Source organism: Chloracidobacterium sp., assembly GCA_015075585.1.
GTDB lineage: Bacteria > Acidobacteriota > Blastocatellia > Pyrinomonadales > Pyrinomonadaceae > OLB17.
Genome location: JABTUB010000001.1, coordinates 887,207 through 913,838, shown reverse-complemented (window position 1 = coordinate 913,838; position 26,632 = coordinate 887,207). Strand labels below are relative to the sequence as shown.

Sequence of the window (26,632 nt, the reverse complement as noted above, 5' to 3'; positions counted from 1 at the left end):
AAAGTGATCTAGATCCAATAATTGCGATCCAGCGAGCGGTAATTTATTGCTTCGCTGAGGTGCTCAGGACGGATCTCAGGACTTCCGGCAAGATCGGCAATGGTTCGCGAAACCTTGAGTATGCGGTCGTGTGCGCGTGCGGAAAGGCCCTGTCGGTGCATTGCTTTTTCGAGAAGCGACTCGCACTGCTCATCAAGTGCGCAGAATTCGCGTATCTGACGCGGCGTCATCGCTGAGTTTGAGAATGCTTTGCCCTTGAACCGTTCGATCTGTACGCCGCGAGCAGCGATCACGCGTTCGCGGATCACCGAAGACGACTCGGCTTTGGCCGTACCGCGTCCGCGAAGTTCATTGAACTTGACCGCCGGCACGTCAACGTGAATGTCGATCCTGTCCATCAGCGGCCCTGATATCTTACCGATATATCGCTGGATCATCGGCGGCGAACATTTACATTCGCGCGACGAGCCGAAGTATCCGCACGGACACGGATTCATCGAAGCGATCATCGTAAACGCCGCAGGGAACGTCAATGACGTTGCCGCGCGCGATATTGTGACCGACTTGTCCTCGAGCGGCTGGCGAAGCACCTCAAGAACGCTGCGGTCGAATTCAGGCAATTCGTCGAGGAAAAGAACGCCGTTATGGGCAAGGCTTACTTCGCCGGGCCTCGGGATAGAGCCGCCGCCGATCAAGCCGGCCTGCGAAACCGTGTGATGCGGCGATTTGAAGGGCCGCTCCGTAACAAGCCCGGCGCGTCCCGTAAGCCCTGCGACAGAGTGGATCTTTGTGATCTCAAGGGCTTCCTCGAACTCCAGCGGCGGCAAGATCGTCGGAAGCCGCTTTGCAAGCATCGTTTTGCCCGATCCGGGCGGGCCGATGAACAGGACATTGTGTCCGCCCGCGCTCGCGACCTCGAGGGCGCGTTTTGCCGTTTGCTGGCCCCTGACCTCTGAAAAATCGATCTGATAGCGGCCTTCGCGCGATCGCAACTCTGCAATATCCATTTGCAAAGGAGCGATAGAGGTGCCGCCGCCGGCATCGAGTTCCTTTACAATATCTCCCGCCGCACGGAGATCGCGGACGGGATAAACCGTTATACCCTGCACAACCGCGGCTTCAGTAGCGTTGTCCTCCGGCACCAGCAGCGTCGAAATGCCGTTCTCCCGAGCCGCGATCGCTATTGACAACACACCGCGAACCGGACGTACACGGCCGTCGAGCGATAACTCACCGACGCTCATAATGCCCTCCAGCCGTTCTCCGTTGGTAAGGTCGCCGTTCGCCCCGAGAATACCCAATGCTATCGGCAGGTCAAAGCTTGCACCCTCTTTTTTGACATCCGCAGGCGCGAGATTGACCGTAACCTTATCTATCGGAAAGAAATAACCGCTGTTCGTTATCGCGGCGCGTATTCGCTCACGCGATTCACGCACTGCAGTATCAGGCAGGCCGACGATCGTTATTGCAGGGGTTTGATCTCCGTCGCCGCTTGCGGTGCGCAGATTCGCCTCGATATCTACAACGAGAGCGTCAATGCCGAAAACGGCCGCTGACTGCGTCAAGAAAAGCATAAGTCCCTTTGGAAAATGAAAGCATCAAAATATTACCGCAAACGGTGCATCTTCTGCTAATCTATCTGCGTTCAAGATGAAGATCATTCTGTCCAAAACTGCAGTCGGCGGCGGTCGTGAAGAGTTAAACTTCGATCAAGCGGTTATACGCTTCGGCCGTGATAAGGCGAATTGTGACGTGGCGTTCGACAACGATCGCCATCCGATGGTTTCGCGGCGGCACGCTGAGCTTATGCACAACGAGGGTCGCTGGTTCATCGTGGATCAGAACTCGAGCTACGGAACTTACTTGAATGGCGTAAGGATCACCGCACCGGCGGCCGTCGCAGCCGGCGATCAGATACGGTTCGGTACGGACGGCCCCATCTGCGAAGTGGTCTGGTTCGAAGTTACCGCTGAAGGCCCGGCACCTCGTTCCGCGGGACGCATTTCGGTACCGTCGGTCGAGATGCCGATCAAACCGCTGGAAGTGCCGCCGGAACCGCCAAAGCCGCCCGCACGGACAGGTGCCGTCGGATCAAGCTCGACACGGTTCATCTTTGTTGACGAACCGCAGCGGCCGCCGGTAGTTCTCAGCGCCGGCACGCTCTCGATAGGCCGCGACAAAACCTGCGAGATCGTCTTTCCGACCGATCAGGTCATCGTATCGAGGCGCCACGCGGTTATTCGCACCGAAGGCTCGGCCATTGTCATCGAGGACAACGAAAGCTTTAACGGAACATTCATCAATGAACAGCGGATCACGTCAGCGACGCCGCTTTACAACAACGATCTCATTCGCCTCGGCATCAGCGGCCCGATCTTACGGTTCGACGCTCCGTCAAAGCCCGCGCCGCCCGGAGCGGATATAACAAGCCACCGTTCTATCGCACTTTCCGACCCGTCGTTTGCCGTCGCCGATCTGCAGCAGGGACACGGCAAAACGATGATGTTCCGGCTCGACACCCTTTCGGAGGGAACCTCACTGGAAAGCACCGGCGAGGCACACCTCTTGATGTCGCTGTCCTTCGGCGACCGGAAAGAGCTGACGATCGGCCGCGCGGCCGAGAATGACATCTCGCTCGACGGCCTGCAGATATCTTCAAAGCACGCTCGGCTCTTGCGTTCGGGCAGCGACATCGTAATTGACGATCTCGGCTCGACCAACGGCGTATTCGTCAATGGCGAGCGCGTTTCGCGGCGTTCCATCGGGCCGAATGACAAGGTTCTGATCGGCTCGTTCGAAATACGTGTCGATCCCGCAGGCGGCGTTCAGGTGTTCGATGTGCGTTCGAAGGCGCGTATCGACGCGGTAGCAATCACCCGCGATATCGGCAGCCTTCGCCTGCTCGACGATATCTCGCTTACGATACAGCCGAACGAGTTCGTAGGGCTTCTCGGGCCTTCGGGTGCGGGCAAATCAATGTTGATGACGGCGCTCAACGGCGTTTGGCCCGCTACGTCCGGGCGCGTATATATCAACAATCTCGATCTTTACAGCCACATCGACTCGCTCAAGCAGTCGATCGGTTATGTGCCTCAGGACGATATAATCCATCGCGAGCTGACGGTTTACAGAACTCTCTATTACGTCGCAAAGCTCCGTCTTTCTCGTGATGTCTCGCCCGCCGAGATCGAACGCACGATCGAGGATGTCCTTGACGTTACCGGCCTTACAGAACGCCGCGAAGTGCCGGTCAGTCAGCTTTCAGGCGGCCAGCGTAAACGTGTTTCGATCGCCGTCGAGCTGATCACAAAGCCGTCGATCATCTTCCTTGACGAACCGACCTCGGGGCTTGACCCCGCAACCGAAGAAAAGATAATGCGGCTTTTCCGACAGATCGCAGCCTCCGGCCGCACCGTCGTGCTTACAACCCACGCGATGGAGAATGTAAGCCTGTTCGACAAGATCGTTGTGCTGATGAGCGGACGGCTTGTCTTCTTCGGTCCGCCTGCTGATGCTCTAAAGCATCTTGGTGCGGCGAATTATAAGGAACTCTTTGACAAACTCGAGGCTCCGATAGAGGCAGGCGTGCGGGCGAACGGCGAAAAGGCACGGGCCTCGATCACCGGCGAAACCGCCGAAAAGTGGCGTAAGAGCTTCCGCTCAGCACCGCAGTACGCTGAATACATCGAAGAGCCGCAGCGCTCGCTGGAGAATGTCGAGGACAAAGGCACCGGCAGGCGTGGCCGCCTCGGGCTTGGCGGTTCGATACGTCAATGGGCAACCCTTTCAAAACGCTATTTCGAGGTCCTTCGAAAAGATAAGCTTAATTTGCTGATCCTCTTCGGACAGGCACCGATCATCGCATTCTTGACGTTCATAGTTCTCGGTAACGATCTTCCGCGCGACTTGCCGTATTTTGTTCTGGCGATCGTTGCTATTTGGTTCGGGACAAGTGTTTCGGCACGCGAGATCGTCCGCGAACGCCCTGTTTACGAACGAGAACGCATGGTCAACCTCGGCCTTATGCCTTACGTCGCATCGAAGCTGACGGTACTTGGCATCATCGTGTTCGTTCAGTGCCTGCTGCTGTTCCTGCCGCTCAAGTTCCTCGATATCGCAGGGCTTATGTCGATGCCGGGTGAGATGCTCGGGCTGCAGCAATTTTGGACAATGATCCTCAGCGCAGGCGTCGGCATAGCGACGGGCCTGCTTATCTCCGCATTGGTGCGCACATCGGAGATGGCAACCAGCCTTGTCCCGTTGATCTTGATCCCGCAAATACTCTTTTCCGGCATATTCGGCGTGCCGACAGGCTTGTCAAAACCGATCAGCCTCGCGGTGCCGGCCGCATGGTCGTTCGATACCATGAAACGCTTCTCGACACTCGACACGCTTGATCCCGAAGGAGCCTCACTGACCGGCAGCACCGGCGGACAAGGCCTCTATCGGCAGGTCGAGACCGAGAACGAGAACGCTTTTAACGAAACCAAGGCAAAACTCGAGGAATATAAGCGTTCGCTCGACAGGAAGGTGGATCGCCTCCGTAAAGCACTTGATGAGGGCCAGACACCGCACATCCCGGACCTCGATGCTCCTCCGCCTCTGCCCAGCCCCAAAAAACTGCCCGAAAGCCTCAGCGGCTATATTACGTTCCTGCACCCGTGGATGAATGAAGTTTTGAACCAACTGGTATTAGTGATAATGTTTGGTTTATTGACTATCGCGACGATGATCGTACTTCGGTTTCGGGATATTCGATAATTCTCTGCTTGTTATGAAGTTCTTTTTCAGATCGCTTGCACTTGCCTGCTCATGTTTTCTTATTGGTCAGCTCTTTATAGGCTGCGGCGGTACGGCGACGAATACCGCCGCGGTGCAGCCGCCGGCGGGCGTCAATGCGGCCTCACCCGCACCTCCGGCCTCATCGTATCCGCCGCTGAACTCGCTGGTTGCAAATGCAGAATTCGAGATGCTCGACGGAACGAAGTTCAAGCCGCAGGATCGAAAAGGCAACGTCCTTTTGCTTAACCTTTGGGCAACGTGGTGCGGCCCGTGCAGGGCCGAGATACCCGAGCTTATAGCGATCAACGATAAGTACAAGGAAAGCGGCGTTCAGGTCATCGGCCTTGATGTCGGTGACGGCAGCGGCAAACCGGAAGATACTGAGACGATACAAAAATTTGCCGAGAAGATGAAGATCAATTACGAGTTGGCTCGTATCCCGTTGAATTCCATACGCGACATCGCCAAGGTTACGAATTTTGACGGCGTGCCGCAGAGTCTGGTGGTCGATCGCCAAGGGCGTCTCCGTGGTGTATTCCTTGGCGGCGATCCAAAAACCGTCAACAAGATGAAAGAAACCATCGAAACGATCCTTGCGGAATAATGCTTATTCCTTTTGTTTGACGGCCACTTTCGGCTCGACCAGGATCGTCTTGAAACCCGAAAGGCTCACCATTCCCGGTGCGGCCTTTTTTGGTTTATTGACGAATTTTCTTTGCGTATGCCGCACCGCCGCTTTAGTCTGGCCGCGAGCATCGCTGTAGAACGCGGCAAGTTCAGCCGCCTCGCGCAGCGTCCTCTCGGGCAGTTGTTTACGCCCCGAATCGCGGATAACGACGTGCGACCCCGGATGATCGGCAGCGTGGAGCCAAACATCGAGTGACTTTGCTATTCGGAACGTCAGGTGATCGTTATCCGCCGCCTTTTTCCCGACCCATATTTCAAATCCGTCACTCGAAATGAAACGCCGAACGCCCCTGTAAGCCAATTCCGCTTTTGTCTTTTTGGATGCCGGACGCTGCTTTGGCGGCTGTGCTTCGAGGCCGGAGAGAAATTCCATGTCGAGTGCATCGACCGCGGATCCTATCTGAGCTAGTTTCGCCTCGGCCTCAGAACGCTCGGCCTCGGCCGCTGTTCGCCGTTCATTAACGACCTTGACGGCACTTCTGGCCTTTGCATAACGCTTGAAATACGCCTCTGCTATCTCGCTCAGAGTCTTGTTCCGGTCGCCCTCGATCGAGATCTCAGGCTGGCCTTCATCGTAAAGATCGGCAAGGCGTATCACGTCGCCATCGCGGACGGCCGTCCGCAGGCTTGCCAGTATAAGTTCCCCGTATCTCTTTGAAACGGCAGGGTCGCCATATCTTGCAAGGTCGCCGTTGAGGTTGGCAAGGAGCCTGTTCAGCCGTTTGATTCGGTTAGCCAAACGGCGTTTCGGTTGTGCGGCAAGCTTTTCAGCCTGCTCGCGGAGGATCGAGTTGTCAGTACGATCTTGTGTATCAGGCATCGGGCCACGGCAAAGCGATGCTCAATCGTCCTCGTCCTCGACGAATTCGCGAACCATTATCGTGCCCGAAAGCAGGTCGTGCACGGCGCGTTTCTCTTCGTTAAAGAATATCGTCACGAATCCGAGGCCGCTCAGCATAAGTGATACAAGATAGAGTGCCGCACTGACGGCCGATTGACGGAGCGTCGGGTACGCATTCTCCTCAGCATCGACCAGTTCGAGCGAGAATTGGTGCATTCCGAACGTACGTCCGTAAAAGCCGACTGCCAGCGTCGAATAAATGAAAAGGACGAGCGCGGTCGTACCGATAAGCACAAGAAAGCCGCCCACACTGGCCCACTCACCGCCGCCGAAAACGATGGGCGACAACAAGAGCATGCTTACGACGAGGGCGATCAGTAAATCAAAAAGCCCCGCATTGAACCGCATTGCAATGGGTGCGAGGTCGTCGATGAATTCTGTTTCCGCAGGGACGCCCTTGGCTGTATCTGTGCCCTCAGCGGCGATCATTATACGTTGGCCAAGTTCTTTGTCAGACGCATCGTCGGGCTCAATTGCAGCGATCTTTTCTACTTTCTCGATCTTCTTCCGTGCAGATTCTTCGAGCTTGGGAAGCTTGTTCGTCTCACGCTTTACAGTGTTCGAGATAGGGACCAATGCGGGCCTCGGCGTTGCATTTACGGTCGCGGGACGTTCGACCGCAGGCGAAACCTCAGATGTCAGCACGTCAAAACGATAGCTCTTCTCTTGCGGCGGACGCGGTTCGAAATACGCCTTCTTCGGCTCCGGCGGCAAAAAGCGGCTTCGCGAATTATCAACGCGCTTCAAAGCCTTGGCAAGGCGAGGATCGGGATCTTTGATATCCGGTGCCGAAGACATCTCCGCCTTTGGCAAGGGCGACGCCTTTGCCTTATGCAGGGATGTCTCCTGATCGGACGCAGCCATTCCCTTTCTGGCTCGCACGGCATTCTGCAGCTGTAAACGCCATTCGGGTATCGGCGCACTTTTCGTCTGGAATTCAACCAATGTCGGAGATGTATTCATACGCAAGAACTCGCTGGTGACAGAGCGCTTTTCAGCGGATGAGGGCGACAGACCGGCGGACGCTGCTTGTGCGGCGAGCGGAGTGCCGACGAGGGAGCGCTTTATCTGCATTTCCTCACGAACGGTATCCCCGCGCATCGAGCCGCATGTCGGGCAAACCGACAAAGCCGCTGCAAAGTCACGTTCACATACCAAACAACCCATAGCCGGAAATTTCGCTCGGAAAGAAATGAGACCTAAATCAAAACGAGGTGATAATATCAGAGATCACTTTAAGAGGTCAATAGTAAAGCGCACATACACAAAGCGCTTATCAAAATACTGCTGATAATACCTAAGCTGTGGAAAAATCCTTTTCGACCCCGATCCGCGTGTTCAAAGCGGCTGCCGCCCGGCATAACCTGCCTCGGCTTCATGCCACCAGGATATACGTTCGCCGTCACCGATCTCCCAACACAATAGAACGATGCGGTCATTCCGCAGGCTCGGAAAATCGATCAGGCCGCGGGAGTGATCCTTGATCTCGATGCCAAGTTCGCTTAGCTCAATGACGATCCTGCCGACCGCGTAAAGGTCTTTAACGTATGCTGTTCCGCCCGGCATACCACCGCCGAATTTCGAGAGATCGGCGGCGGCACGAGCAGCTTCTCTAGCCCTTTCAACTCGGAGATCAAGGTCCCGCAGTTCAAAAAGCGACGGTATGATATCTGCGAGGACGCGGTTCGCTTCCTCGACGGAGAATAGCTTCATTGTTCCATCAGCGGACAAGATCGTCAGAATTGTCGTTGTCGGGCGACGGCCGCCGGTCAACTTCATCCGGCATATACGCCGGTATCTCGTAATCATCCGTCTGGGACGAATCTTTTCGGATAGCGTCCGCGATATCGCCGAGGTCGATAAAGAAATCCGCGACGTCGATAAGCCGCGGGGCCGTATTCGAGCGGAAGCCGGCGACCTCGACCCTGCAGCCCTTATACGCAACGGCGTTTACCGCATAAACGAAATCCTCATCGCCCGAAACGAGCACCGCAGTGTCGTATCGTCCCGCCAGTGAGAGCATATCAACGGCGATCTCGACATCGAGATTGGCCTTTCGCGTACCGTCGTAGAACGTCTTCAGTTCCTTTTGCACGACGCGAAATCCGTTACGCCGCATCCAAAGCAGAAAGCCCTGCTGCCTTTCCGCTCCGACATCAACGCCGGTGTAAAAGAAAGCCCTCAACAGCCTGCCGTCGCCGAGCAGGATGCGAAGCAAGCGATTATAGTCGATATCGATCCCGTGGAAGCGGGCCGCGTGAAATAGATTATTCCCGTCTATGAATACGGCAACACGGCCGCGATGGCCGAATTGCCAGGACGAGCTTGTCCCGTTGCCGAACTGCATTTTCACCTCAGATCATTGCAAAAGTATCGGCAAAGCTTGTTGGAAGGCTGATGAGCGTCGGGTCGGAAGATGCCCTTAAGTGTAACCTGTCAAATACGTATCAAATAGCCGAAACGATAATTAGAATTCTCACCGTGATGAACACTGGAACAGCGTTTTAATATCGATCCGCTCACCGTTTAGAGCATTGCCTTGTTTATAGTTTGCATTCGTTGGCCGACATGGTCAAGCATTATGTTCGGCGCAGTGCTAATATTTGCAAATGGCCGCAAGCGCGCGAGGCCGGCTTTGCGCCGCCTGTTGCCGCTGCACGGCCAGCCGATATGAAACAGCGAAAGCCCGTCGACAACAGGCGGTCAAGACATCAAAAACAAGAACCGCACGGCATTGCTTTGAGGAATGAATCGAGCGGTGACAACCGTATTTTCGGCGTTCTTCCGGTTCTTGAGGTATTACGTGCCGGTTCACGCCGCGTCGAGAAGGTAGTTTTCGCCGAAGGTGTGCGCGAGTCTCGGTTGGGCGACGTAATGGACCGCTGCCGCGAGCTTTCGATCGCTTGGGAATATGCAAAGAAAGACCGCTTCCCCGCAGCGAAGAACCACCAAGGTGTTTATGCGGTCGTTGCTTCAGCGGAATATTCTGAGATCGACGCCGTTATCAATGCCCGCGAACCGGCTCTCATTCTTGTGCTTGATGGTGTTGAGGACCCGCGAAACCTTGGCGCGGCCGTTCGCGTCGCAGAATGTGCGGGGGCCAACGGCGTAATTATTCCCGAACGCCGTGCGGCCGGTTTGACCGATATCGTCTCTAAATCATCTGCGGGAGCTCTCGAGTACGTTAAGATCGCAAGAGCAGGCAACCTGAACAGGCTCATCGAAGACCTGAAGGCGGCAGGCATCTGGGCCGTCGGGGCAAGCGCCGACGCCGAGATGAGCTACACAGAATGGGATTGGCGCTCGCCGTCCGCTCTGATCCTCGGAAATGAAGGCCGCGGCCTGCACCGGCTTGTCGCGGAAAACTGCGATGTCTTGGTTAAAATTCCTATGTATGGAAAAATAGATTCGCTGAACGTTTCCGTCGCTGCGGGCGTTATACTGTTTGAGGCAATGCGACAGCGCAGAAAGGAGTGATATCGGTATGTTTTGCCCGAATTGCGGACAACAGAATCTTGACGGCGTAAAATTCTGCCGTAAGTGCGGCACCAACCTCGACAATGTGTCGGGCGCCCTTGTCGGAGCCGCGAGCTATGTGCACCCGCTAAATAAAAAGGGAAAGCCGATCTATCTCGAAAGCGCCGTTACTAAGATCTTTACCGGCCTTGCGTTCTTGGCGGTCGCGATCGCCCTTGCTTTTTCACAAACAGGAAGGGGCTGGTGGTTCTGGATGCTGATCCCTGCCTTCGGTTCTCTCGGAAGCGGCGTCGCGCAGTATCTGCAATTACGGCGTTCGGAACGAGGAATGCCGATCGCGGCGGGCAATGCACCGCAGATCGCGGGCCGACCGGCCGATCAGGCATTGCCGCCACAGCAAACGGAACCGGCAAGCGTCGAATACCGCTACAAGACCGGCGATCTCGTGCCTCCGTCGGTTACTGATAACACCACTCGGCATCTTTCCGGAGAAGAAAGGACGATACAGCTTCCTAAAGACTGAGCCGAAGCTATCGCTTTACTGATTGCCGCGCATTTCCCGAATTCGAGTTCACATCGAAAGCTCGAAGCGTAACGGTATATTCTCCGCTTGCCGGCAGCAGCACTTCGACAGTGAACCGTTCACGAGGGCTGTCGGCTACGCCGTCATCAGCGTAAACCTCGTGCCATTCGCCGCCGTTAACGCTGTACTCGGCGCGTGTTATGTAGCTTGCTGCGTCCGCCGCCTCAAATACCATCTGTGCCTTGCTGCCGATGATCTGAGGCTGACCAACAGGCGTTACGATGGGCGGTGTGTTATCGATATCAACAGGTTCACTCAGCCGCTCGCCCGTAAGAGCCAGCGGGATCGGATTTGACGCGGCATCACTTGCAACGACGCGAAAGATATAACGCCCGTCAGCCAGCGATTGGCCGTCGATCGTGAAGAACGGTTCGGTCAGGCCGCTTTTCAACAAACGGAATTCTCCGCCGCCGATCTCGCGATAATAAACATCGTAGGTCAGCTCATCGCCGTTCCTGTCGTCTGCCGTCCATTGCAGAGCCACAGCACCTCGCTGGTAGATACGGCGCGGCGGCACCACTGCCTTCGGCAGGCCGAAATCTATAGGGTCCATACCGGAAAGTGCAATATTCGGATCGATCTGCGGCTTTGGGTTCTCAGCGAGGCCAATATTGGTCGGCAGGATACTCAGCGATCGAACCTCCGGTGCCAGATTGCGCGGCGTGAAAGCAACGCTGACCTCTGCGAGGGACGTTCGCTCGGAAGAATTGGCTAACGCCGGCCTCAATACCGCACGCCACTGAAGATAACGAGCCTTCGGGCTAGCGATCGCTCCGCCTTTTGCATCGGTCAGGGCGAAACTCCAACTGCTCCATGTCTCGTCGGGCGTTTCAGTATTACCGGCACGTGTTTGAAGCGAGACTTTACCGGTCGAACGCCACCAGATGCGCCCCCAATTCGCTCCCGCCTTTGCATCCAGAACCGATGACGAATATGTTCCTTCGGCAACCGTGTCTGGGCCGATGCGATATAGTGAACCCTGATTGCTTGACGTCGCAATGAACCCGCGTCCGTCGCTTTTTATGGTCGAGATCTGGCCTGCATCTGATTGTAGTGTAAGGATCTCCCTGCCGCTGTTCGTTACGGTGTAAATGCGGCCTTTGTCCGAGGTGCCGATAAACACGCCGTCTCCGTCTGCGGCCTTGCATATTGAGAAACCTACGACCGTGGGTGATGCCCAAAGCAGATCGCTGCCGCCATCCGGATAGATCCGATATACGGCACTCTTTGCATCTTTTAGGTCGTACAGGCTCTTTGCCGGAGCCTCGACCGGTGGTTTTTTCTCGATCGAAACAGGCTTGCTTGACGCCGTATCGGACTTTGCGGCATCCGGCTTGGCACTTGAGACCGACTCGCTGAGAGCAAGGGCATAAACCGAACCGTCAGCAGCAACTGCAAGGTCATGTATCTCACGCAGAGGTGAATCAAGCATTCCGAAAGGCTTACCATCCGGCCCGAATCGCATCACGATGCCGCCGGGATCCGTGCCTGCGTACAGAGTTCCCTGTTTGTCCGCAGCGAGCGTTATTATGTGTGTCTCTGTCGTGTCGTAAAGCAAAGACGCGTCAGGCGCTGCCCCTGCGGCCTTGACCTTGAATATCTTGCCGTTATCGCCCGTGGCGACCGCCAAACCATCAGGCAGGACCGTAAGTGCCCAAATGTATTTTTCTCCGGGCTCAAAGTAAATTTCGGCCTTTCCGACAGCGTCTATCCGATAAACCTTGCCGTCGGGCGATGTCGCGGCAAAGATCTCCCCGCTGCGGCCGATCACTATGGCGGTTACGTTCATTTCGGTAAGATCGGCAAATTCGGCGGCGGATCCGTTCGCGCTCACTTTGAAGATCTTACCGCCGCTGCCTGTCCCCAGGTACGTGTTGCCTGCCGCATCGACCGCGCTCGACCAGATATAAGGCTGACCCGTTCTAAAAACCTCAACCAGCTTCGGCGAGAGGGCGATGCTGCCGTTTTGATCGATACTGATGCCGCGGGCATCGCCTTTGAGCATTTGCTCGCGCGAATTCACGGACCAGACCTGCGGTCCGCCGGCAAGCGTCAAAATGGATAAGAACAGTGTTATGAAGGGTATTGAAATTAGGTGTTTGATCTGCATATCACGTCGCTGCGAACCGATTCGAACCATGATAGCAAATGTCTTAGCGTATATGACATCCTACGCGGACGTCCGGGCAGTCTTGACAGCATCTTTTCGAGTCTTTCCGGGGCCTTCCGAAAGTTCCTCTGCATCACCGGTGATGAGGCGAGCGCTCCGCTCACGGGTCAAATATGCCCAGAACCACGCGAACATCACCGACAGACGATTGCGAAATCCGATGAGAAAGAAAACATGGAGGAAAAGCCACATCAGCCACGCGATGAACCCCTTGAACTTCATGCCGAAAGCTTTGGCGATCGCCTTGCTGCGGCCGATCGTGGCCATGGTTCCCTTGTCCCAATATTCAAAATCCTTTCGAGGTTTTCCTTTTGCCTCCGCCAGGATGTTCCGAGCAGCCGATCTTCCCATCTGCATTGCAGCAGGCGAAACGCCCGGAACAGGCTCGCCGTTCGCTTGAAGCAGTGCCGCCATATCGCCTATAACAAAAATATCAGGATGACCCTTGAGCGAAAGGTCAGGCTTGACGTGAACGCGGCCGGCCTTATCTGTCTCAACACCGAGCATCCGCCCAAGCGGCGACGCGGCAACGCCTGTAGCCCAAAGCACGACATCGTAGTCGATCCAATCCTCGCCGACCTTAACGCGGCCCGGCTCTATCTCCGTAACAAAGCTGTTCAGCTTTACCTCGACACCGATCTGTTCGAGCTGACGCTTGGCACTGGCCGCAAGTTCCTTGCCGAAGGTGCCGAGTACATGGCCCGATCCTTCAAAAAGCGTAACGTGTGCCGTGCGTGTGTCGATCGCTCTGAAGTCCTTCGCAAGTGCCTGCCGTGCGATATCGGCGATCGCCCCGGCAAGTTCGACGCCGGTCGGGCCGCCGCCGACGATGATGAAGTTCAATTGCCGCTGACGGCCTGTCAGATACGCATCACGCTCAGCAAGTTCGAAAGCAAGAAGCACTCTTCGGCGGATCTCTACCGCATCCTCGATCGTTTTGAGGCCCGGAGCGAATTCCTCCCATTCGTCGTGGCCGAAATACGCATGCCGCGCACCGGCCGCGACGATCAGACGGTCATACGTGACGCGGGTATCATCGGCAAGGACGACTGTTTTTGCAGCGGCGTCAACATCCACTGCTTCGCCGAGTATCACCTCGATATTTCGTGCTTTTGCAAGGATACGCCTTATCGGCTGGGCAATCTCACCGGGAGACAACACCGCGGTCGCAACTTGATACAGAAGGGGTTGGAAAACGTGGTGATTCTTTCGATCGATCAGCGTAACATCAACAGGCTTATTCGTGAGCGTTTTGGCTGCCCACAGCCCGCCAAAGCCTCCGCCGACGATCACAACTTTTGGTCTGCGTCCCATCTATCGTTCCTTACGTAACGACGATACGTAAACCTCACAATTGCATTGTCGCACTTTTAGCGGCTATGTACCAATGAATCGGTCGTAGAGCGTACGTGCCGCCGTGATGTCGTCAGTTCCCGAGACAATAGCCCTGCCATCGCGAAAGACGGTGATCTCGTTGCCGCCGCTTGTAAAGCGAAGCAAATAGCCGTTCAACGTAACAGCCGTTGAGAACTGAAGCCGCTCGGCAAGAGCCTCGAGATCAAAACCCGCAGCCGCTCTTGGAGCGAGTTGCACTGCGTTTCGCCCGCAAAGTACATCGGCGAACTCGCCTTCCCCGGCATCGAGAAATTCATATATGCCGCCGCAGCAGCATTTGCAGTCCGCATCCGGCAGGCCCAGCCGGATATTGTGCCGCTCGTTAGCCCAAATATCGATCTGCATCAGCGAACCGTGCAGTGCGTCAAGATCGCCGATAAGCAGTTTGATCGCCTCTGTTGTTTCTATAGCCGAGATCGTCGTAACGATCGGCATTAAAACGCCCGCCGTATCGCAGGTCGGCGATGTTCCTGCGTCGGGCATCTCCGGGAACACGCATCGCAAACAAGGCGTCTTATGCGGACGTATCGTCATCGTCGTACCGTACGACGAGACGGCCGCTCCGTAGATCCACGGTACGTCATACTTTACGCAGGCATCATTGACGAGGTAGCGCACCTGAAAGTTATCACTGCCGTCGATGACAACGTCAACTTCATCGAGCAATGATCCGATATTGGAATTATTTATATCGGCAACTATTGCCTCGACGCTGACGCTGCTGTTGATCCTCGCGATCCTTTCTTTGGCGGCTACTGCCTTCGGCACACGATCCGCCGCATCGCACTCATCAAAAAGCACTTGCCGCTGGAGGTTGGTCAATTCGACAAAATCGCGATCAACGATGCGAAGCGTGCCCACACCGGCTCTTGCAAGCGACTCCGCGTGTGAGGCGCCGAGTGCTCCGCACCCGATCAACAGCACGCGTGCCTGCGAAAGCCTTTCCTGCCCTTCGGCCCCGATCGCCCTAAATAGCATTTGCCGACCATATCGTTCGTTCATCATTTTCCGACACTTGCTGACATTATCCGCTCGTCAGCTTCATAACAATGCCATTCGATCCTTGAGCCCGGCTTCCATCACATCGGCCGGGGCATCTATGCCCGTCCATATCTCGAACTGCTTTACGCCCTGAGCCAAAAGCATCTCGGCTCCGCCAATGTGTGCAACATCCGCCTTCTTCGCCTCAGCGATCAGCGGCGTGTCCGTCGGTTTTGTTACAAGATCGAACGCAAGTTTGATGCCCCGAATATCATCCGCCGAAAGCAATCCCGCGGCCGTGTTGTTATGCATTCCGATCGGCGTCGCATTTACCACAACATCGTATTCACGAGCAGAACGGCGGCCCTCCTCGATATCTCCGTACGAACTTGTGAATTCCGCTGCCAACGCAGCGGCCTTTTCCGGATCGCGGGCAAAGACCTTGACCTCAACGCCTTCGCGGCGAAGGGCATAGACAACGGCACGCGCCGCGCCGCCGCAGCCAAAAACCGCCGCACGCATTCCTGACAAGCCGCCGAGCTTCTGTTTCAACGGTGTGATAAAACCATAAGCGTCCGTATTGTGGCCGATCAGCCTTCCGTTGCGAACCTCGACGGTATTTACCGCGCCGATCGTCTTGGCTTCGGGCTCAAGGCCGTCAAGGAACGGGATGATGGCTTGTTTGTGCGGCATCGTTACTGAAAGCCCGCCAAAGCGAAGACCGGACTTGCTCGTTTCGGGACGAACCATCTCCTTCAAAAACTCGCCCGCACCCTTAACCAGAAACGGAATAAAAACCGCGTCAATGCCCTTTGAATGCAGCGCAGGGTTATGGATATAAGGTGAGTAAGAACGCGATACAGGGTCGCCGATGATGCCGAGGATCGTTGTATCGCGGCTGAGTTCCTTCACGCGATAGACATCTGTCAGATCGTCGATGGTAACCTGTCCCTCAGCCGTCGCAGTGCCGTTTCCCGACGCGGCATACGTCCATTCTGCACCGTAAGCAGGGCCGAGAATGCGCGTCCACTTTCCGCCATCACCCATAGCGATCACGACCGCTTTTGTATCGGTGCCGAGCAGTCGCCACACGGCAACGGCATCCACCGCGTCGTCGGCCTTTACCGCGAGCTTGACCATATCCGGATCTTTGGCTGCTAAGCGCCGAAAAGTGTGTTCAACTCCGGCCGGAATCCGGTTGAATTCATGATGCGACAAGATCCGATGCGGCAGAACACTGACGGTATCAAAAATATCTTCTTCGATGTCGCACATTGCGAACTGCGGGCCGGATCGCCGCCAAAATCGAAGTCTTTCTTCGATCGAGAGGTTCTGATGGCCGCCTTGCTCCTGCGGACGAAAGGTCGCAATGACCTTAAGCTCCGGATGAGTGGACAGACGTTCACATAATGCATCACGCTCTGCGGCACTCATCGCATCAAAACGTATCTCTACGAGATCGGCATTTCGGCCGAGAGCCGCACTAAGCGCCGCTTCTGCGGTAGGACAAGCGATCGAAAGGCAAATAAGCCCGCTACTCATCGCCAAAGCCCTTCAGGTCAACAACGATGCTTGCAGCAATCAACAAGCATGCTGCGATGGTCAATGCGGACGCCATTATGACCGCGATCTTGCCCGTCTGTCCGATCCCGATCCCCATCGCTGCCCACGCAAGGCCGATCGGATAAATGAAATTGCGCCATCTGACACGCACCGCAAAAACAGCAGCTATCGCCATTACGAGCATCAAACAGCCGATCGTGCTCCACGCAGCGACAGACATCTCGCCAAGCAGGGACTGAAGCACGATCGCGGCGTTGATCAGGAACATTGCCGTTACCCATCCGAAATACAGGCCAAGCGGGCCTTTTACAAAAAGTGCGTTGATGAATGTGCCGGTTCGGTCGAGCTTTCTATGAACCAAGAACAAGGCGAGGCCCGTCAAGCAGATGAACACAAAGGCGGGAGCCATCTGTGAAAAACTCCAACATACGAACCATGCGATGTTAGCGATGCATGCAAGAAAATATCCCGGACGCACCGCCGCCGCATCCTCGGCCTTGGACGGAAGCACCTGATAGATACCAAAGATCAGGAGTACGCCAAAGACGCTCGTCCACATTGAAAAGGTAAAGGCCGCCGGTGTCAGGATCGAAGGATGCTGCGAAAGCACCTCAACTGTCGAGGCGTCATTCACAAAACCCCGCATGGCAAGTGTGCCGACTACGATCAGGCCGATGGTGGCCAACAGGGACAGAAAAGCAAGTAATTTATGGAACCCGGAGCTCATAATTGTAGATTATGCCATTTTGCATTGGGAATTGAGTCTTGAGAATTCCACGTTTTCGTATAAAATTCGATCTTGATAGCCGAAATTGTCGGTTTCAAATGCCGTGAGTGCGTAAAGATCGCCGAATAACATAGGTTTTTTGCATATAAATAGCCAAAAGCGAACGTGGCACCCCGTTTGCTACGAAAACGGCGGACGCGCTTTCCTCTTTCCCCTAAGGCGTCGTTAAAACGGAGGAAAGTGAAGAAATGATGAGAGTTTTTAGACAATTCATTCTTTTTGCGATCATTCTGACAGGACTTTCGATAGTTGCCTCGGCTCAAAGCCAAGGCCCTGACAGGCCGCCGAAGAATCCGCCTGTTGTCGATCCCGGCAAAAAGCCTACACCGACACCTCAGCCAACGCCGCCTAAGAAACCCGGTTACAGCATCGTAATCTGGAAAGAAAGCGACCTCACCTGATCCGTCGCCGCTGCCCTGAATATCAGCATTGAACCCTTTTCAACCGACGGCGCCGATCGCGGCGCGCTTGGAGATCACCTGGCCGAAAGGTGTAAACTGATCTTGAGGTTGTTATGTTCAAGAAAAGCGATGAAATAAAACAAGGACATTGGATACTGGCCCGCATGGGCAAAAGGGTGCTGCGGCCGGGCGGCAAAGAGCTGACGACCGCACTAATAAACTCGCTGGATATCACCCCGAAGGATGACATTGTCGAATTCGCACCGGGCATGGGTTTTACGGCGGGACTTGCCCTCGAGCACCATCCGCACACCTATGTCGGCGTCGATGCGGATCAGGATGTGATCGAGCGTTTGAAAGAAAAGCTCGACAAACCGAATCGCGAGTTCGTCCTCGGGAACGCTGCCGAGACGGGGCTGCCCGAAGACTCAAAGGACAAGGTCTATGGCGAAGCCATGCTGACCATGCATGCGGACCATCGCAAGTCCGAGATCATCCGCGAAGCACATCGGATCCTAAAGAAAGGCGGGCTGTACGGCATACACGAGCTGGGACTGGTTCCGAACAACATCGACGATGACACGAAAAGCGAGATACAAAGAGAATTGGCTCAAGTCATCAAGGTCAACGCGCGGCCGCTTACCGAGAATGAATGGAAGGCACTGCTCGAAAACGAAGGGTTTAAAGTAGTAAAGATCATCTCGAACCCGATGCATTTGCTCGAACCGAAACGCGTTATTGATGACGAGGGCTTTTTCAGATCATTGAAGATCGCGTTCAATGTCCTCACGCATCCAAAAGCAAGAAAGCGCATCATGGCAATGCGTAAGGTGTTCCGCAAGTACGATTCAAAGATAAACTCTGTCGCGATCGTCGCACAGAAGGCCTAGGAGCGAGCAGCGCGGATAACAGATGTTCTCCTCGGCGGAAATTCGACAATAAAAAGAACGGCTTGCGGGCAAATTCCAGCTCACAAGCCGTTCTTGAAAATGGTGCCGTCTAGAAGATTTGAACTTCTGACCTATCGCGTGTGAAGCGAGTGCTCTACCGCTGAGCTAAGACGGCGGAAACTGCTCCGTTTAGAGCGACGGATCGTCCGCCTTCGCAGGCCGATCCTCATCCGTACGCCGGATCGTGCCGATCGACGAATCGGTATAAAAATGAATATTTCCCGTTGCGGAAACACCCTGCGACACCTGCGGGTCGGCGTTTACCGAATAGAACGCAGGCTTGCTTTGCGTCTGCTGTTCGACCGTCATTGTGTAAATGTAGCCGTTCACTACGGGCCGCTCGCCCTTGAACGCCTCGTCCATACCGACCATCTGGATAAGCTCATCGAATGTGCCGAATTTTCCGCGGTTCTTCGAACCGTATTGTGCCTGCAGGACGCGTATCTTGTCGAGCGTCTGAGCGGCTGCGGTCTCATTGCCCGAACGCATCATTGACGACCAACCCCAACCGCCGACGGCGATCAAAAGCCCGATGATCGCTATGACGATCATTAACTCGATAAGGTTAAACCCCTGTTGCCCACGAAACTTTCGCCCAAATGATCTCATAATTCTCGCGTTCGCCCCATCTCGAATCTAACACGGCCGACCGCGTTCTTTGTTCCAAAATCTTACGTTCTTTTGGGCGCAAATTCAATTGCGCTTGATCGCCGCACAATTTTTTGATGCGGTTCCGGCCTCTAATCAGTTACTATATTCAGGTATGCGCGATTGGTTCGCGAGTGAGAGCGATACAGCAAAGGTCGAGGTTGTCGGCGGAATGAATACCGCCGAAAAGATCGCGGCGCTGCAAGAGTCTGTCGAAAGTGTGATCCGCGGCAAGCACGAAGCGGTTAAGCTTGCGATGGTCGCATTGCTTGCCCGCGGCCATCTTCTTATCGAGGATGTCCCGGGCATTGGTAAGACGACGCTCGCTAATGCCTTGGCAAAGGCTCTTGGCCTTACGTTCAAACGTATTCAGTTCACTTCCGACCTGTTGCCGTCAGATGTTACAGGCCTTTCGGTCTTTAATCAGAAGACGGGCGAATTTGAATGGAACGCCGGGCCGATCTTCGCGAACGTCGTTCTTGCCGATGAGATCAACCGCGCAACCCCAAAGGCGCAGTCGGCACTTCTGGAGGCAATGGCTGAGGAACAGGTCACCGCGGACGGCATTACACGTCCGCTCCCGGCTCCGTTCATTGTTATAGCGACGCAAAATCCTTCGGAGCATCACGGTACGTATCCGCTGCCGGAGTCGCAGCTCGACCGGTTTATGCTGCGGCTGAATATCGGCTATCCGCACGCCGATGATGAGAAAACCCTTCTGCGAGATCGCGAATTGAGCGACCCGATCGAGACGGTCCGGCCCGTTATCCACCGTGAGGATGTGCTCGAACTTCAGGCCTTGGCAGCCGAAGTTCGCGTTGATGACATTTTGCTTGACTATCTGTTGAAGATCGTCGCGGAAACGCGCTCGCCTGAGCGCATCCGGCTTGGGGCAAGTCCGCGTGCTTCGCTGGCACTCTTCCGCGTTGCACAAGCTCTCGCGTTGGTCGAGGGCCGTTCATATTGCATCGCCGACGACATCAAACGTTCGGTCATACCATGCTTTTCACACCGCATAGTTGTCGGCAGCCGCAGCGGCAGCTCGGCATCTGATGCTCTTAACGAGATCCTCGACTCAGTGCCGGTCCCCGTCTAAAGAGCGATGAGCCGCCTGCTACGCCTTGTCCGCCAAATAAGTCCGAGAGAGCTGCGCAGCGCCGCTATCGGAACGTTGATCGTTTTCGGCGGCCTCGGCCTTGCCGCGCTGACACTTTATGCACACAGTATCGGCGACCTGCGTTTAGCGGGTATCTCCGCAGGTATTTCACTTGTCCTCGTGCTTCTGATCGTCGTCTTTGTGGTTCCTCCGATGGTGCGCAATGCTCGCCGCGAAGCGTCACAGATGGATCTGCCGTTCGAGTTCACGACGGGCGGAGCCGTGATGATCGTTTTGATCCTTGTTGTCGGTTTCTCGGCATGGAATACGGGCAATAACCTGCTCTTTCTGATCCTTTCGTTCCTATTGGCTGCGGTTGCGGTCGGTTTTTTAGCGGGAAATTTGTCTGTACGGCGCCTTTCGGTCAGGTTTCGCTTTCCCGACCCGATATATGCCCGCGAAGCTGCCCCGATCGAGGTTGATGTAACGAATAATAAACTCCTTCTGCCTGCCTTTTCGGTCGTGGTCGATATCCGCGGCACCGACCGCGAGAACTCAACATTGTCGCCCGAACTGCGGGAGCTTCTGCCGAAATTCATCCTAAAGCGAGTGGACAAGCCGCCGATCGTCCGCCGAACCGTCGGCTATGCTGAGTTCGTGCGGGCGAAATGCACTGCCGAATCCCGCATCAAAACGATCTTTGATCACCGCGGCCGCTTCGTCATACGGGATTTTGAGGTAACGACACAATTTCCGTTCGGATTCTTTCGACATCGTCGAAGGCTCGCCGCTGATGGAAAGGAGCTTTTTGTGCTTCCGGCGATCGTTGACGTCGAATCTCCGGCCGCTACTCTTCACCGCATTGACGGCGAACGAAGTTCAAGAACCCGCGGCTCCGGCAATGAGTTGCTCGGCCTTCGGGAATATTTACCGTTCGACGACCCGCGAAATATCGACTGGAAAGCGACCGCACGCACATCGCGGCTTACGGTTCGCGATCATGCGGCGGAGACCGAGAGCTGCTTCCTGATCATCTTCGACACTTTTGTCCAGGACAGCGACGCCGACCGCTTCGAAAAAGGGGTTGAGCTGACCGCTTCTTTGATCTCAGAATTACGGCACACCGCCGATGAGATACAGCTGCTGACAGCGGGCCAAGAAGGAACTGCTACGCCGGCAATTGGTTGGAAAAACGCCCTTCGCCGCCTCGCGGTAATAGGATCGGCGGCCAACAAGTATGAACTTAACACTGCGATCGAGCGTATCGAAGTTACACCGGGCGTCACCGATGTGCTTTTGATAACTTCGCGGCATGAACGCGACCCGATCATTGAAGGCAACGCTCGGTTAATGATAGTGAAATTCTAGATATTGCTCTTGTCACATTCGAGCACTCGGCGGTGTTTTAGATAGTGAGTGCATCATTGAATGCGGGAATGAACCAGAGCAGCGAGATCCTTGTGGACATAATGTCCAATACAGCAGCGACGACGTCGGCAAAGATAGAAATAGACTTCGAGGAGGCCTTTTTACTGCACCATCGGACGGTCTATCGAGCCGCGCGCAGTATCGTCCGCGAATCGGGCCTCGCCGAGGATGTTACTCAGGAAACCTTCCTGAAACTGCACAAGAACCTGAGCTCGATCACCAACGAACAGATGCTCCGACCGTGGCTTATTCGCGTCGCGATCAACCTGGCAAAGAATACTGTTCGCGGGCAAATAAGAGCGAACACTCGTGAAGATAACTACGTCAAAACGTCAGGTGCGCTTGAATCCGGCTCGGTTGAGGCCGATTATGAGGAAAAGGCGGGCATTGAAGATGTTTTCCGGGCACTTGCCCAAATAAAGGAGCCTCTGCGGAGTTGCCTTATGCTCAAACAACAAGGCCTTTCGTACAAAGAGATCGCTGCGAGCCTCGACCTGAATGAGACAAGCATCGGTACTTTTATCGCGCGTGCACGAAGTGAATTCGCAAAGATATACGGCCAAGCGGGCAAGGTGGAGAAGAGATGAATAAGGACTGTCCGGACATCGGTACGATACAGGCTTTCTTGGACGCGGAACTTTCGGCGGCAGAACATGAGAGCGTCAATTCGCACTTCGCTGTTTGCGGAAACTGCGCGGCGATGCTGGCCGGTGCCGAAAGCGAGGCAGCGGTAGTATTCCCTGCCCTTGAACGCGAGATGGATACACTTGTACCGACGCAGCGTCTGTGGTCACGGATCAACGCCGAAATTGCTCACGACCGCAGGGAACGCTCGTTGCTCGGCGGCTTTCGCTCCCTGATCTTGTCATTGGTCGCAAGCCCGGGCATAGCAGCCGCTTGTGTTCTGCTGCTGACCGCGGCTGTTACGCTCTCGCTTCTGTTCACCGGAACCTCGCGCGTTGCAAACAACCGGGATGTTGCAGGAACTCTACAGATCACGGCACCGGCGAACGAACCGGCTGTTGAAACTCCGGTAAAGCCGATCGACAATAACGCCGCTCCGGCGGTCATTTCGACGGAAAGCAGGCCGGATCAGCGGCGGCTTGTTGTTGTCCGTGCTTCTTATTCCGCTGCGCGTTCCGTACCTGCGGCGAATACTCGATCTAGCGGTGCGTTGGCCGGCGAAGGCAGCTATCTGGAAACTATCGCCGCACTTCAAAAGAGTGTAGGTTCTACAAAAGACCTTGTATTACAGCCGGCCGAGAGGGTCGCGTACGAACGTGACATGGCCGTCGTCGATGACACGATCGAAAAGATGCGCACTGCGGTACGTAAGGACCCTAAGGACGATGCGGCACGCCAGATGCTTTTCACATCGTATAAGAACAAGATCGACCTGCTGAATTCGCTTTCGCAGACGGAGGAATTGGTTGCGAGTATTCGATAGCAAACAATGGCGGCGTTTGCCGAAATTCGCCTTCGCGGTGCTGCTTGCGTCCGCGGGTATTGTGCCTGCGCAAGACACGCCTCGGACGAAACCGAAAAATCCGCACGGCCGCGTTCCTTATGACGTGCGGCACAATGCTTCGGACCGCGAATTTGACGGTGATACTACCGAAAGGCGTATCGAGGTTGACCCTAAGCTAAATCTTTCGCTGTGCGCCGTCAGCGGCCGTTTGCTCGTGAACGGCTCCGATCAAAATGAACTTCGGGTCCTCGTGCGCGACGGATCGGCTTTTTCGTTCTCGGTCAAGGAATCAAATACTGCTACCGAAAAGCCGCTCTGGATAACGCTGAATTCGGCAGATGAAAAGTTCTCAGGCTTTGGTTCGCCCGGATGCATTTGGGGAGATTCTATCGAGATCGATCTGCCGCGCAATGCAAGCGTAAGCGTAAAAGGGCGTGACCTGAGTGCTGTTATCGATTCGGTACGAAAGGCCGCTTTTGACTCGATCGGCGGCGACATCACTTTTCGCAATATCGCTAACGGCATTTCGGCATCGACCGGACGCGGCGACATCAATGTGGAGACCGCACGCGGCCCGATTAAGGTGAACAGCACCACGGGCAGCATTCTGCTCTTCGATGTCGGGCCGAGTGCCAGCGGCGATGCGCTAAAAGCGAACACAAGCAGCGGCACCATCACGATGCAGGACGTCCTTTACAAGCAGGTCGATGCCAATTCGATCTCAGGTTCGATACGATACACTGGCGGTGCTGTGCGGGATGCCGCGTACAACTTCTTCACCACGATCGGCCAAGTTCGGCTCAATTTACCCGCAGACACCTCAAGTTCCGTGGTCGTGTCTCACGGACGGGGCGACTTCAGGTCAGATCTGCCATTCAAGACCGAGACGGACGATCTTACAGGCACCCCCAACGGGCCGGTCAAAATGATAAAAGGCGTTCTCGGCAGCGGCGGCAGCACAACCTTCCGGCTTTCTTCGACCAACGGCAGCATCGTGATACATAAGTTGTAACACAACCGCATCCTCTCTTCTTTTGTTACTCGCGGCGTTATTCTAAACTCTCATTAAGCCGCAATGCAGATAACCCGCGTCGAACTTCAGAATATCAAGTCCTATGCCTCGGCGGCGTACGACTTCCAGCCCGGAACGACCGCTATTACGGGCAGCAACGGTGCCGGAAAGACCACGATCATCGAGGCAATAGCGTGGGTTCTATTCGACCTGCTCGAATATAAGAAAGACGATTTCATTAAACGCGGTGAAAAGAAAGGCTCGGTCAATGTTGCGTTCATAAGCGGCGTCGATGAACGCGAATATTCCGTCCATCGTGATACCGGAACCGGATATTACGTTACCGATCCGCGGCTTGGCCTCCGAATTGCGGACAAAAAGGAGGAGGTACTGCGGTTCCTTTGGCAGCATCTCGGCCTGGAACCAGGCACCGATCTGCGGTCGCTGTTCCGACAGGCTATCGGAGTGCCTCAAGGAACCTTCACCGCGATCTTTCTGGATGGAGCGACAGAGCGTAAATCGGCTTTTGACAGGCTTTTGAAGGTCGAGGAGTACCGGCAAGCCGCCGAAAAACTGCGGGATACGGTACGTTTTGTCGATACTCAGTTGATGGCAGTGCGTGAGGATATCGCCAGATGCGAGGGTGAACTGAAGCGGGCCGAAGATGTGGCAAAGGAACACGCCGCTATCGCTACGGAATTCGAACGCCTGTCAACCGAACTTACACTGGCCGAAAAAGAAGCGGAACGCCTGCACAAGATCGTTTCGACACTCGACGATCTTGAAAAGATCGAAGTGCAAAAAGCCCACATTGCTGCCGAACAGAAGCAGAACACCGAACGCCTCGAACGGATAGCCTCGGCGAAGGCTGAGATCAAAATGCTAATGCCGAAGACCATTGAGCAAACTCGCCTCGAAGAAGAAGCGGCGGCTTTCAGGTCAAAGGTAACGCTTGGCCGCGGATTGAAAGACCAGTTCGAAACGGCAGCAAAACGCCTCGCACGCCTGCGCGAGAATTTCAAGCAGAATCAGGCAGATATCGGCGATGCCGAGGTCCGGGCACGCGGTGCGGCCGATGTCGCCATACTCGAAAAGCGCAGCGCCGATATCGTTGCCGGCATCGCGGCGGCCGGTGCCGAACTTGACCGTGATGAGCGTTTTCAGAAGGAGATCCGCGACGGCCTTTGCCCAATACTGTCGCAAAAATGCCTTAATTTGAAACCCGGCGAAACACTTGAGATGTTCATTTCGAGCCAGTTCGAAGAACTTCGCGGAAAGATCGACGATCTTGAGAAAGAGCGAAAAGAGGTTGTGGAAGCTCTGGCTGCCGCACGCGAGTCTCAGCGGTATGCAGCAATGCTCGACACTCTCCGAAAACGCGAGGCCGAATTGACCGAGGACGGTACTGCACTGCGCCGTGAAAGCGAAGAACTTTCGCGGCAGATCGCCGAACTCCCCGCGTTTGAAGCAAAGTTGGCGGATGCCCAAGCATCTCTCGACCGATTGGGCGACCCGAAAAGCCGCGTTCGCTTTCTTGAACACGAAACCGCGGCCGAGGGCGACGTTCACGCCGCGCTCCGGCGTATCGGCAATTCCCTCTCGGAGGTCGAGTCGCAACGCGCTGTGCTCCTTGCAGGGTTGCAGCATGTATCGGAGATCGACATTCGGGAAGGATACGATCCCGCCATGCATCGCGCACAGCGGCAGTTGCTCACGGTGGCCGAGAAGCATCTCGCCGAACTCGCCGCAACGCTCGCCGCTATCGGAAAACGCAAGGATCAGATCGAGGCGGAGCTCGCACATTTTGAAAAAGTGCGCATTGGCCTTGAGGCCGGACTTCGCGAAAAGGCTCGGCTCGATACCGTTGCGGAAGCCACGGCCTTTATTCGCGACACGCTCAAGGAGGCCGCACCGCGTATCGCCCGCAACTATGTTTATCACGTTTCGCTCGAAGCAAACCTGATCTTTCGCGAGATCACCGGCAATGCCGAGCGAACGCTAAAATGGGGCGAAGATTACGCGATCTCGATCGAAGAGGACAGATTTGAAAGGCCGTTCGCAAGTCTTTCCGGCGGCGAGCAAATGGCCGCGGCTCTCGCCGTTCGGCTGGCTCTCCTGAAACAGGTAACCGATATCCGTATCGCGTTCTTTGACGAGCCGACGACCAATCTTGATGCCGAACGCCGCGAAAATCTTGCGGTCGAGATAGGCCGCATTTCGCATTTTGACCAATTGTTCATCATTTCGCATGATGAAACGTTCGACAGTTACGTTGATAACGTAATATCGGTGGGAGACTAGGA

The 26,632-nt window shown here is 55.3% G+C and carries 23 protein-coding genes and 1 tRNA gene; 12 read left to right on the top strand and 12 right to left on the bottom strand.

Annotated features, from left to right (window positions below; genetic code table 11):
* Positions 1-8: 8 nt before the first annotated feature.
* Positions 9-1,574 (bottom strand): YifB family Mg chelatase-like AAA ATPase, encoded by a 1,566-nt coding sequence (locus tag HS105_04155; GenBank protein ID MBE7515792.1) that lies wholly within the window; start codon positions 1,572-1,574, stop codon positions 9-11.
* A 76-nt stretch (positions 1,575-1,650) separates the two neighbouring features.
* Here HS105_04155 and HS105_04150 point away from each other — a divergent pair, with 76 nt between their 5' ends.
* Together HS105_04150 and HS105_04145 are read left to right on the top strand one after the other, a co-directional pair.
* Entirely contained in the window at positions 1,651-4,761 is a 3,111-nt protein-coding gene (locus HS105_04150; protein ID MBE7515791.1) for an FHA domain-containing protein, read from the top strand.
* 13 nt (positions 4,762-4,774) lie between these two features.
* Entirely contained in the window at positions 4,775-5,386 is a 612-nt protein-coding gene (locus tag HS105_04145) for a TlpA family protein disulfide reductase (protein ID MBE7515790.1), read from the top strand.
* 3 nt (positions 5,387-5,389) lie between these two features.
* On the opposite strand, the gene HS105_04140 is transcribed toward HS105_04145, so the two are convergent.
* The 4 genes from HS105_04140 to HS105_04125 form a co-directional block, all read right to left on the bottom strand.
* Complete coding sequence (locus HS105_04140) at positions 5,390-6,289, bottom strand: fibronectin/fibrinogen-binding protein (GenBank protein ID MBE7515789.1); 900 nt, start codon at positions 6,287-6,289, stop codon at positions 5,390-5,392.
* 21 nt (positions 6,290-6,310) lie between these two features.
* Positions 6,311-7,537 (bottom strand): RDD family protein, encoded by a 1,227-nt coding sequence (locus HS105_04135; protein ID MBE7515788.1) that lies wholly within the window; start codon positions 7,535-7,537, stop codon positions 6,311-6,313.
* Between the two features lie 171 nt (positions 7,538-7,708).
* On the bottom strand, positions 7,709-8,083 hold the full coding sequence (locus tag HS105_04130) for a DUF2203 domain-containing protein (GenBank protein MBE7515787.1): 375 nt from the start codon (positions 8,081-8,083) through the stop codon (positions 7,709-7,711).
* Positions 8,084-8,090: 7 nt separating this feature from the next.
* Positions 8,091-8,717 (bottom strand): NYN domain-containing protein, encoded by a 627-nt coding sequence (locus HS105_04125; GenBank protein MBE7515786.1) that lies wholly within the window; start codon positions 8,715-8,717, stop codon positions 8,091-8,093.
* A gap of 323 nt (positions 8,718-9,040) precedes the next feature.
* On the opposite strand from HS105_04125, the gene rlmB reads away from it, so the two are divergent.
* Positions 9,041-9,847, top strand: coding sequence for a 23S rRNA (guanosine(2251)-2'-O)-methyltransferase RlmB (gene rlmB, locus HS105_04120; GenBank protein ID MBE7515785.1), 807 nt, complete (start codon positions 9,041-9,043; stop codon positions 9,845-9,847).
* Between the two features lie 7 nt (positions 9,848-9,854).
* Entirely contained in the window at positions 9,855-10,370 is a 516-nt protein-coding gene (locus HS105_04115) for a zinc-ribbon domain-containing protein (protein ID MBE7515784.1), read from the top strand.
* A 7-nt stretch (positions 10,371-10,377) separates the two neighbouring features.
* On the opposite strand, the gene HS105_04110 is transcribed toward HS105_04115, so the two are convergent.
* The 5 genes from HS105_04110 to HS105_04090 all read right to left on the bottom strand — a co-directional run bounded on the left by HS105_04110 (position 10,378) and on the right by HS105_04090 (position 17,266).
* Complete coding sequence (locus HS105_04110) at positions 10,378-12,540, bottom strand: hypothetical protein (protein MBE7515783.1); 2,163 nt, start codon at positions 12,538-12,540, stop codon at positions 10,378-10,380.
* 60 nt (positions 12,541-12,600) lie between these two features.
* On the bottom strand, positions 12,601-13,914 hold the full coding sequence (locus HS105_04105) for an NAD(P)/FAD-dependent oxidoreductase (GenBank protein MBE7515782.1): 1,314 nt from the start codon (positions 13,912-13,914) through the stop codon (positions 12,601-12,603).
* Positions 13,915-13,977: 63 nt separating this feature from the next.
* On the bottom strand, positions 13,978-14,997 hold the full coding sequence (locus HS105_04100) for a ThiF family adenylyltransferase (GenBank protein ID MBE7515781.1): 1,020 nt from the start codon (positions 14,995-14,997) through the stop codon (positions 13,978-13,980).
* Between the two features lie 39 nt (positions 14,998-15,036).
* Entirely contained in the window at positions 15,037-16,518 is a 1,482-nt protein-coding gene (gene aroE, locus HS105_04095) for a shikimate dehydrogenase (protein MBE7515780.1), read from the bottom strand.
* Entirely contained in the window at positions 16,511-17,266 is a 756-nt protein-coding gene (locus HS105_04090; protein MBE7515779.1) for a hypothetical protein, read from the bottom strand. Before HS105_04090 ends, aroE begins: the two co-directional genes overlap by 8 nt.
* A 248-nt stretch (positions 17,267-17,514) precedes the next feature.
* On the opposite strand from HS105_04090, the gene HS105_04085 reads away from it, so the two are divergent.
* Positions 17,515-17,727 carry a hypothetical protein gene (locus tag HS105_04085; GenBank protein MBE7515778.1) on the top strand — a complete coding sequence of 71 codons (213 nt, stop codon included), beginning with the start codon at positions 17,515-17,517 and terminating at the stop codon, positions 17,725-17,727.
* A 113-nt stretch (positions 17,728-17,840) separates the two neighbouring features.
* Positions 17,841-18,617, top strand: coding sequence for a methyltransferase domain-containing protein (locus tag HS105_04080; protein ID MBE7515777.1), 777 nt, complete (start codon positions 17,841-17,843; stop codon positions 18,615-18,617).
* Between the two features lie 100 nt (positions 18,618-18,717).
* On the opposite strand, the gene HS105_04075 is transcribed toward HS105_04080, so the two are convergent.
* Positions 18,718-18,792, bottom strand: a tRNA-Val gene (locus tag HS105_04075).
* A gap of 14 nt (positions 18,793-18,806) precedes the next feature.
* Positions 18,807-19,286 carry a prepilin-type N-terminal cleavage/methylation domain-containing protein gene (locus tag HS105_04070; GenBank protein MBE7515776.1) on the bottom strand — a complete coding sequence of 160 codons (480 nt, stop codon included), beginning with the start codon at positions 19,284-19,286 and terminating at the stop codon, positions 18,807-18,809.
* 211 nt (positions 19,287-19,497) lie between these two features.
* On the opposite strand from HS105_04070, the gene HS105_04065 reads away from it, so the two are divergent.
* The 6 genes from HS105_04065 (at position 19,498) to HS105_04040 (ending at position 26,630) form a co-directional block, all read left to right on the top strand.
* Entirely contained in the window at positions 19,498-20,421 is a 924-nt protein-coding gene (locus HS105_04065; GenBank protein MBE7515775.1) for a MoxR family ATPase, read from the top strand.
* A 6-nt stretch (positions 20,422-20,427) separates the two neighbouring features.
* Positions 20,428-21,789: a DUF58 domain-containing protein gene (locus HS105_04060; GenBank protein ID MBE7515774.1), complete on the top strand. Its 1,362-nt coding sequence runs from the start codon at positions 20,428-20,430 to the stop codon at positions 21,787-21,789.
* Positions 21,790-21,833: 44 nt separating this feature from the next.
* Positions 21,834-22,436 carry a sigma-70 family RNA polymerase sigma factor gene (locus HS105_04055; protein MBE7515773.1) on the top strand — a complete coding sequence of 201 codons (603 nt, stop codon included), beginning with the start codon at positions 21,834-21,836 and terminating at the stop codon, positions 22,434-22,436.
* Positions 22,433-23,296, top strand: a complete 864-nt coding sequence (locus HS105_04050; GenBank protein ID MBE7515772.1) for a hypothetical protein — start codon at positions 22,433-22,435, stop codon at positions 23,294-23,296. The genes HS105_04055 and HS105_04050 overlap by 4 nt, the downstream gene beginning before the upstream one ends.
* Complete coding sequence (locus tag HS105_04045) at positions 23,280-24,329, top strand: DUF4097 family beta strand repeat protein (GenBank protein MBE7515771.1); 1,050 nt, start codon at positions 23,280-23,282, stop codon at positions 24,327-24,329. Before HS105_04050 ends, HS105_04045 begins: the two co-directional genes overlap by 17 nt.
* A 63-nt stretch (positions 24,330-24,392) precedes the next feature.
* On the top strand, positions 24,393-26,630 hold the full coding sequence (locus tag HS105_04040; protein ID MBE7515770.1) for an SMC family ATPase: 2,238 nt from the start codon (positions 24,393-24,395) through the stop codon (positions 26,628-26,630).
* Positions 26,631-26,632 lie beyond the last annotated feature (2 nt).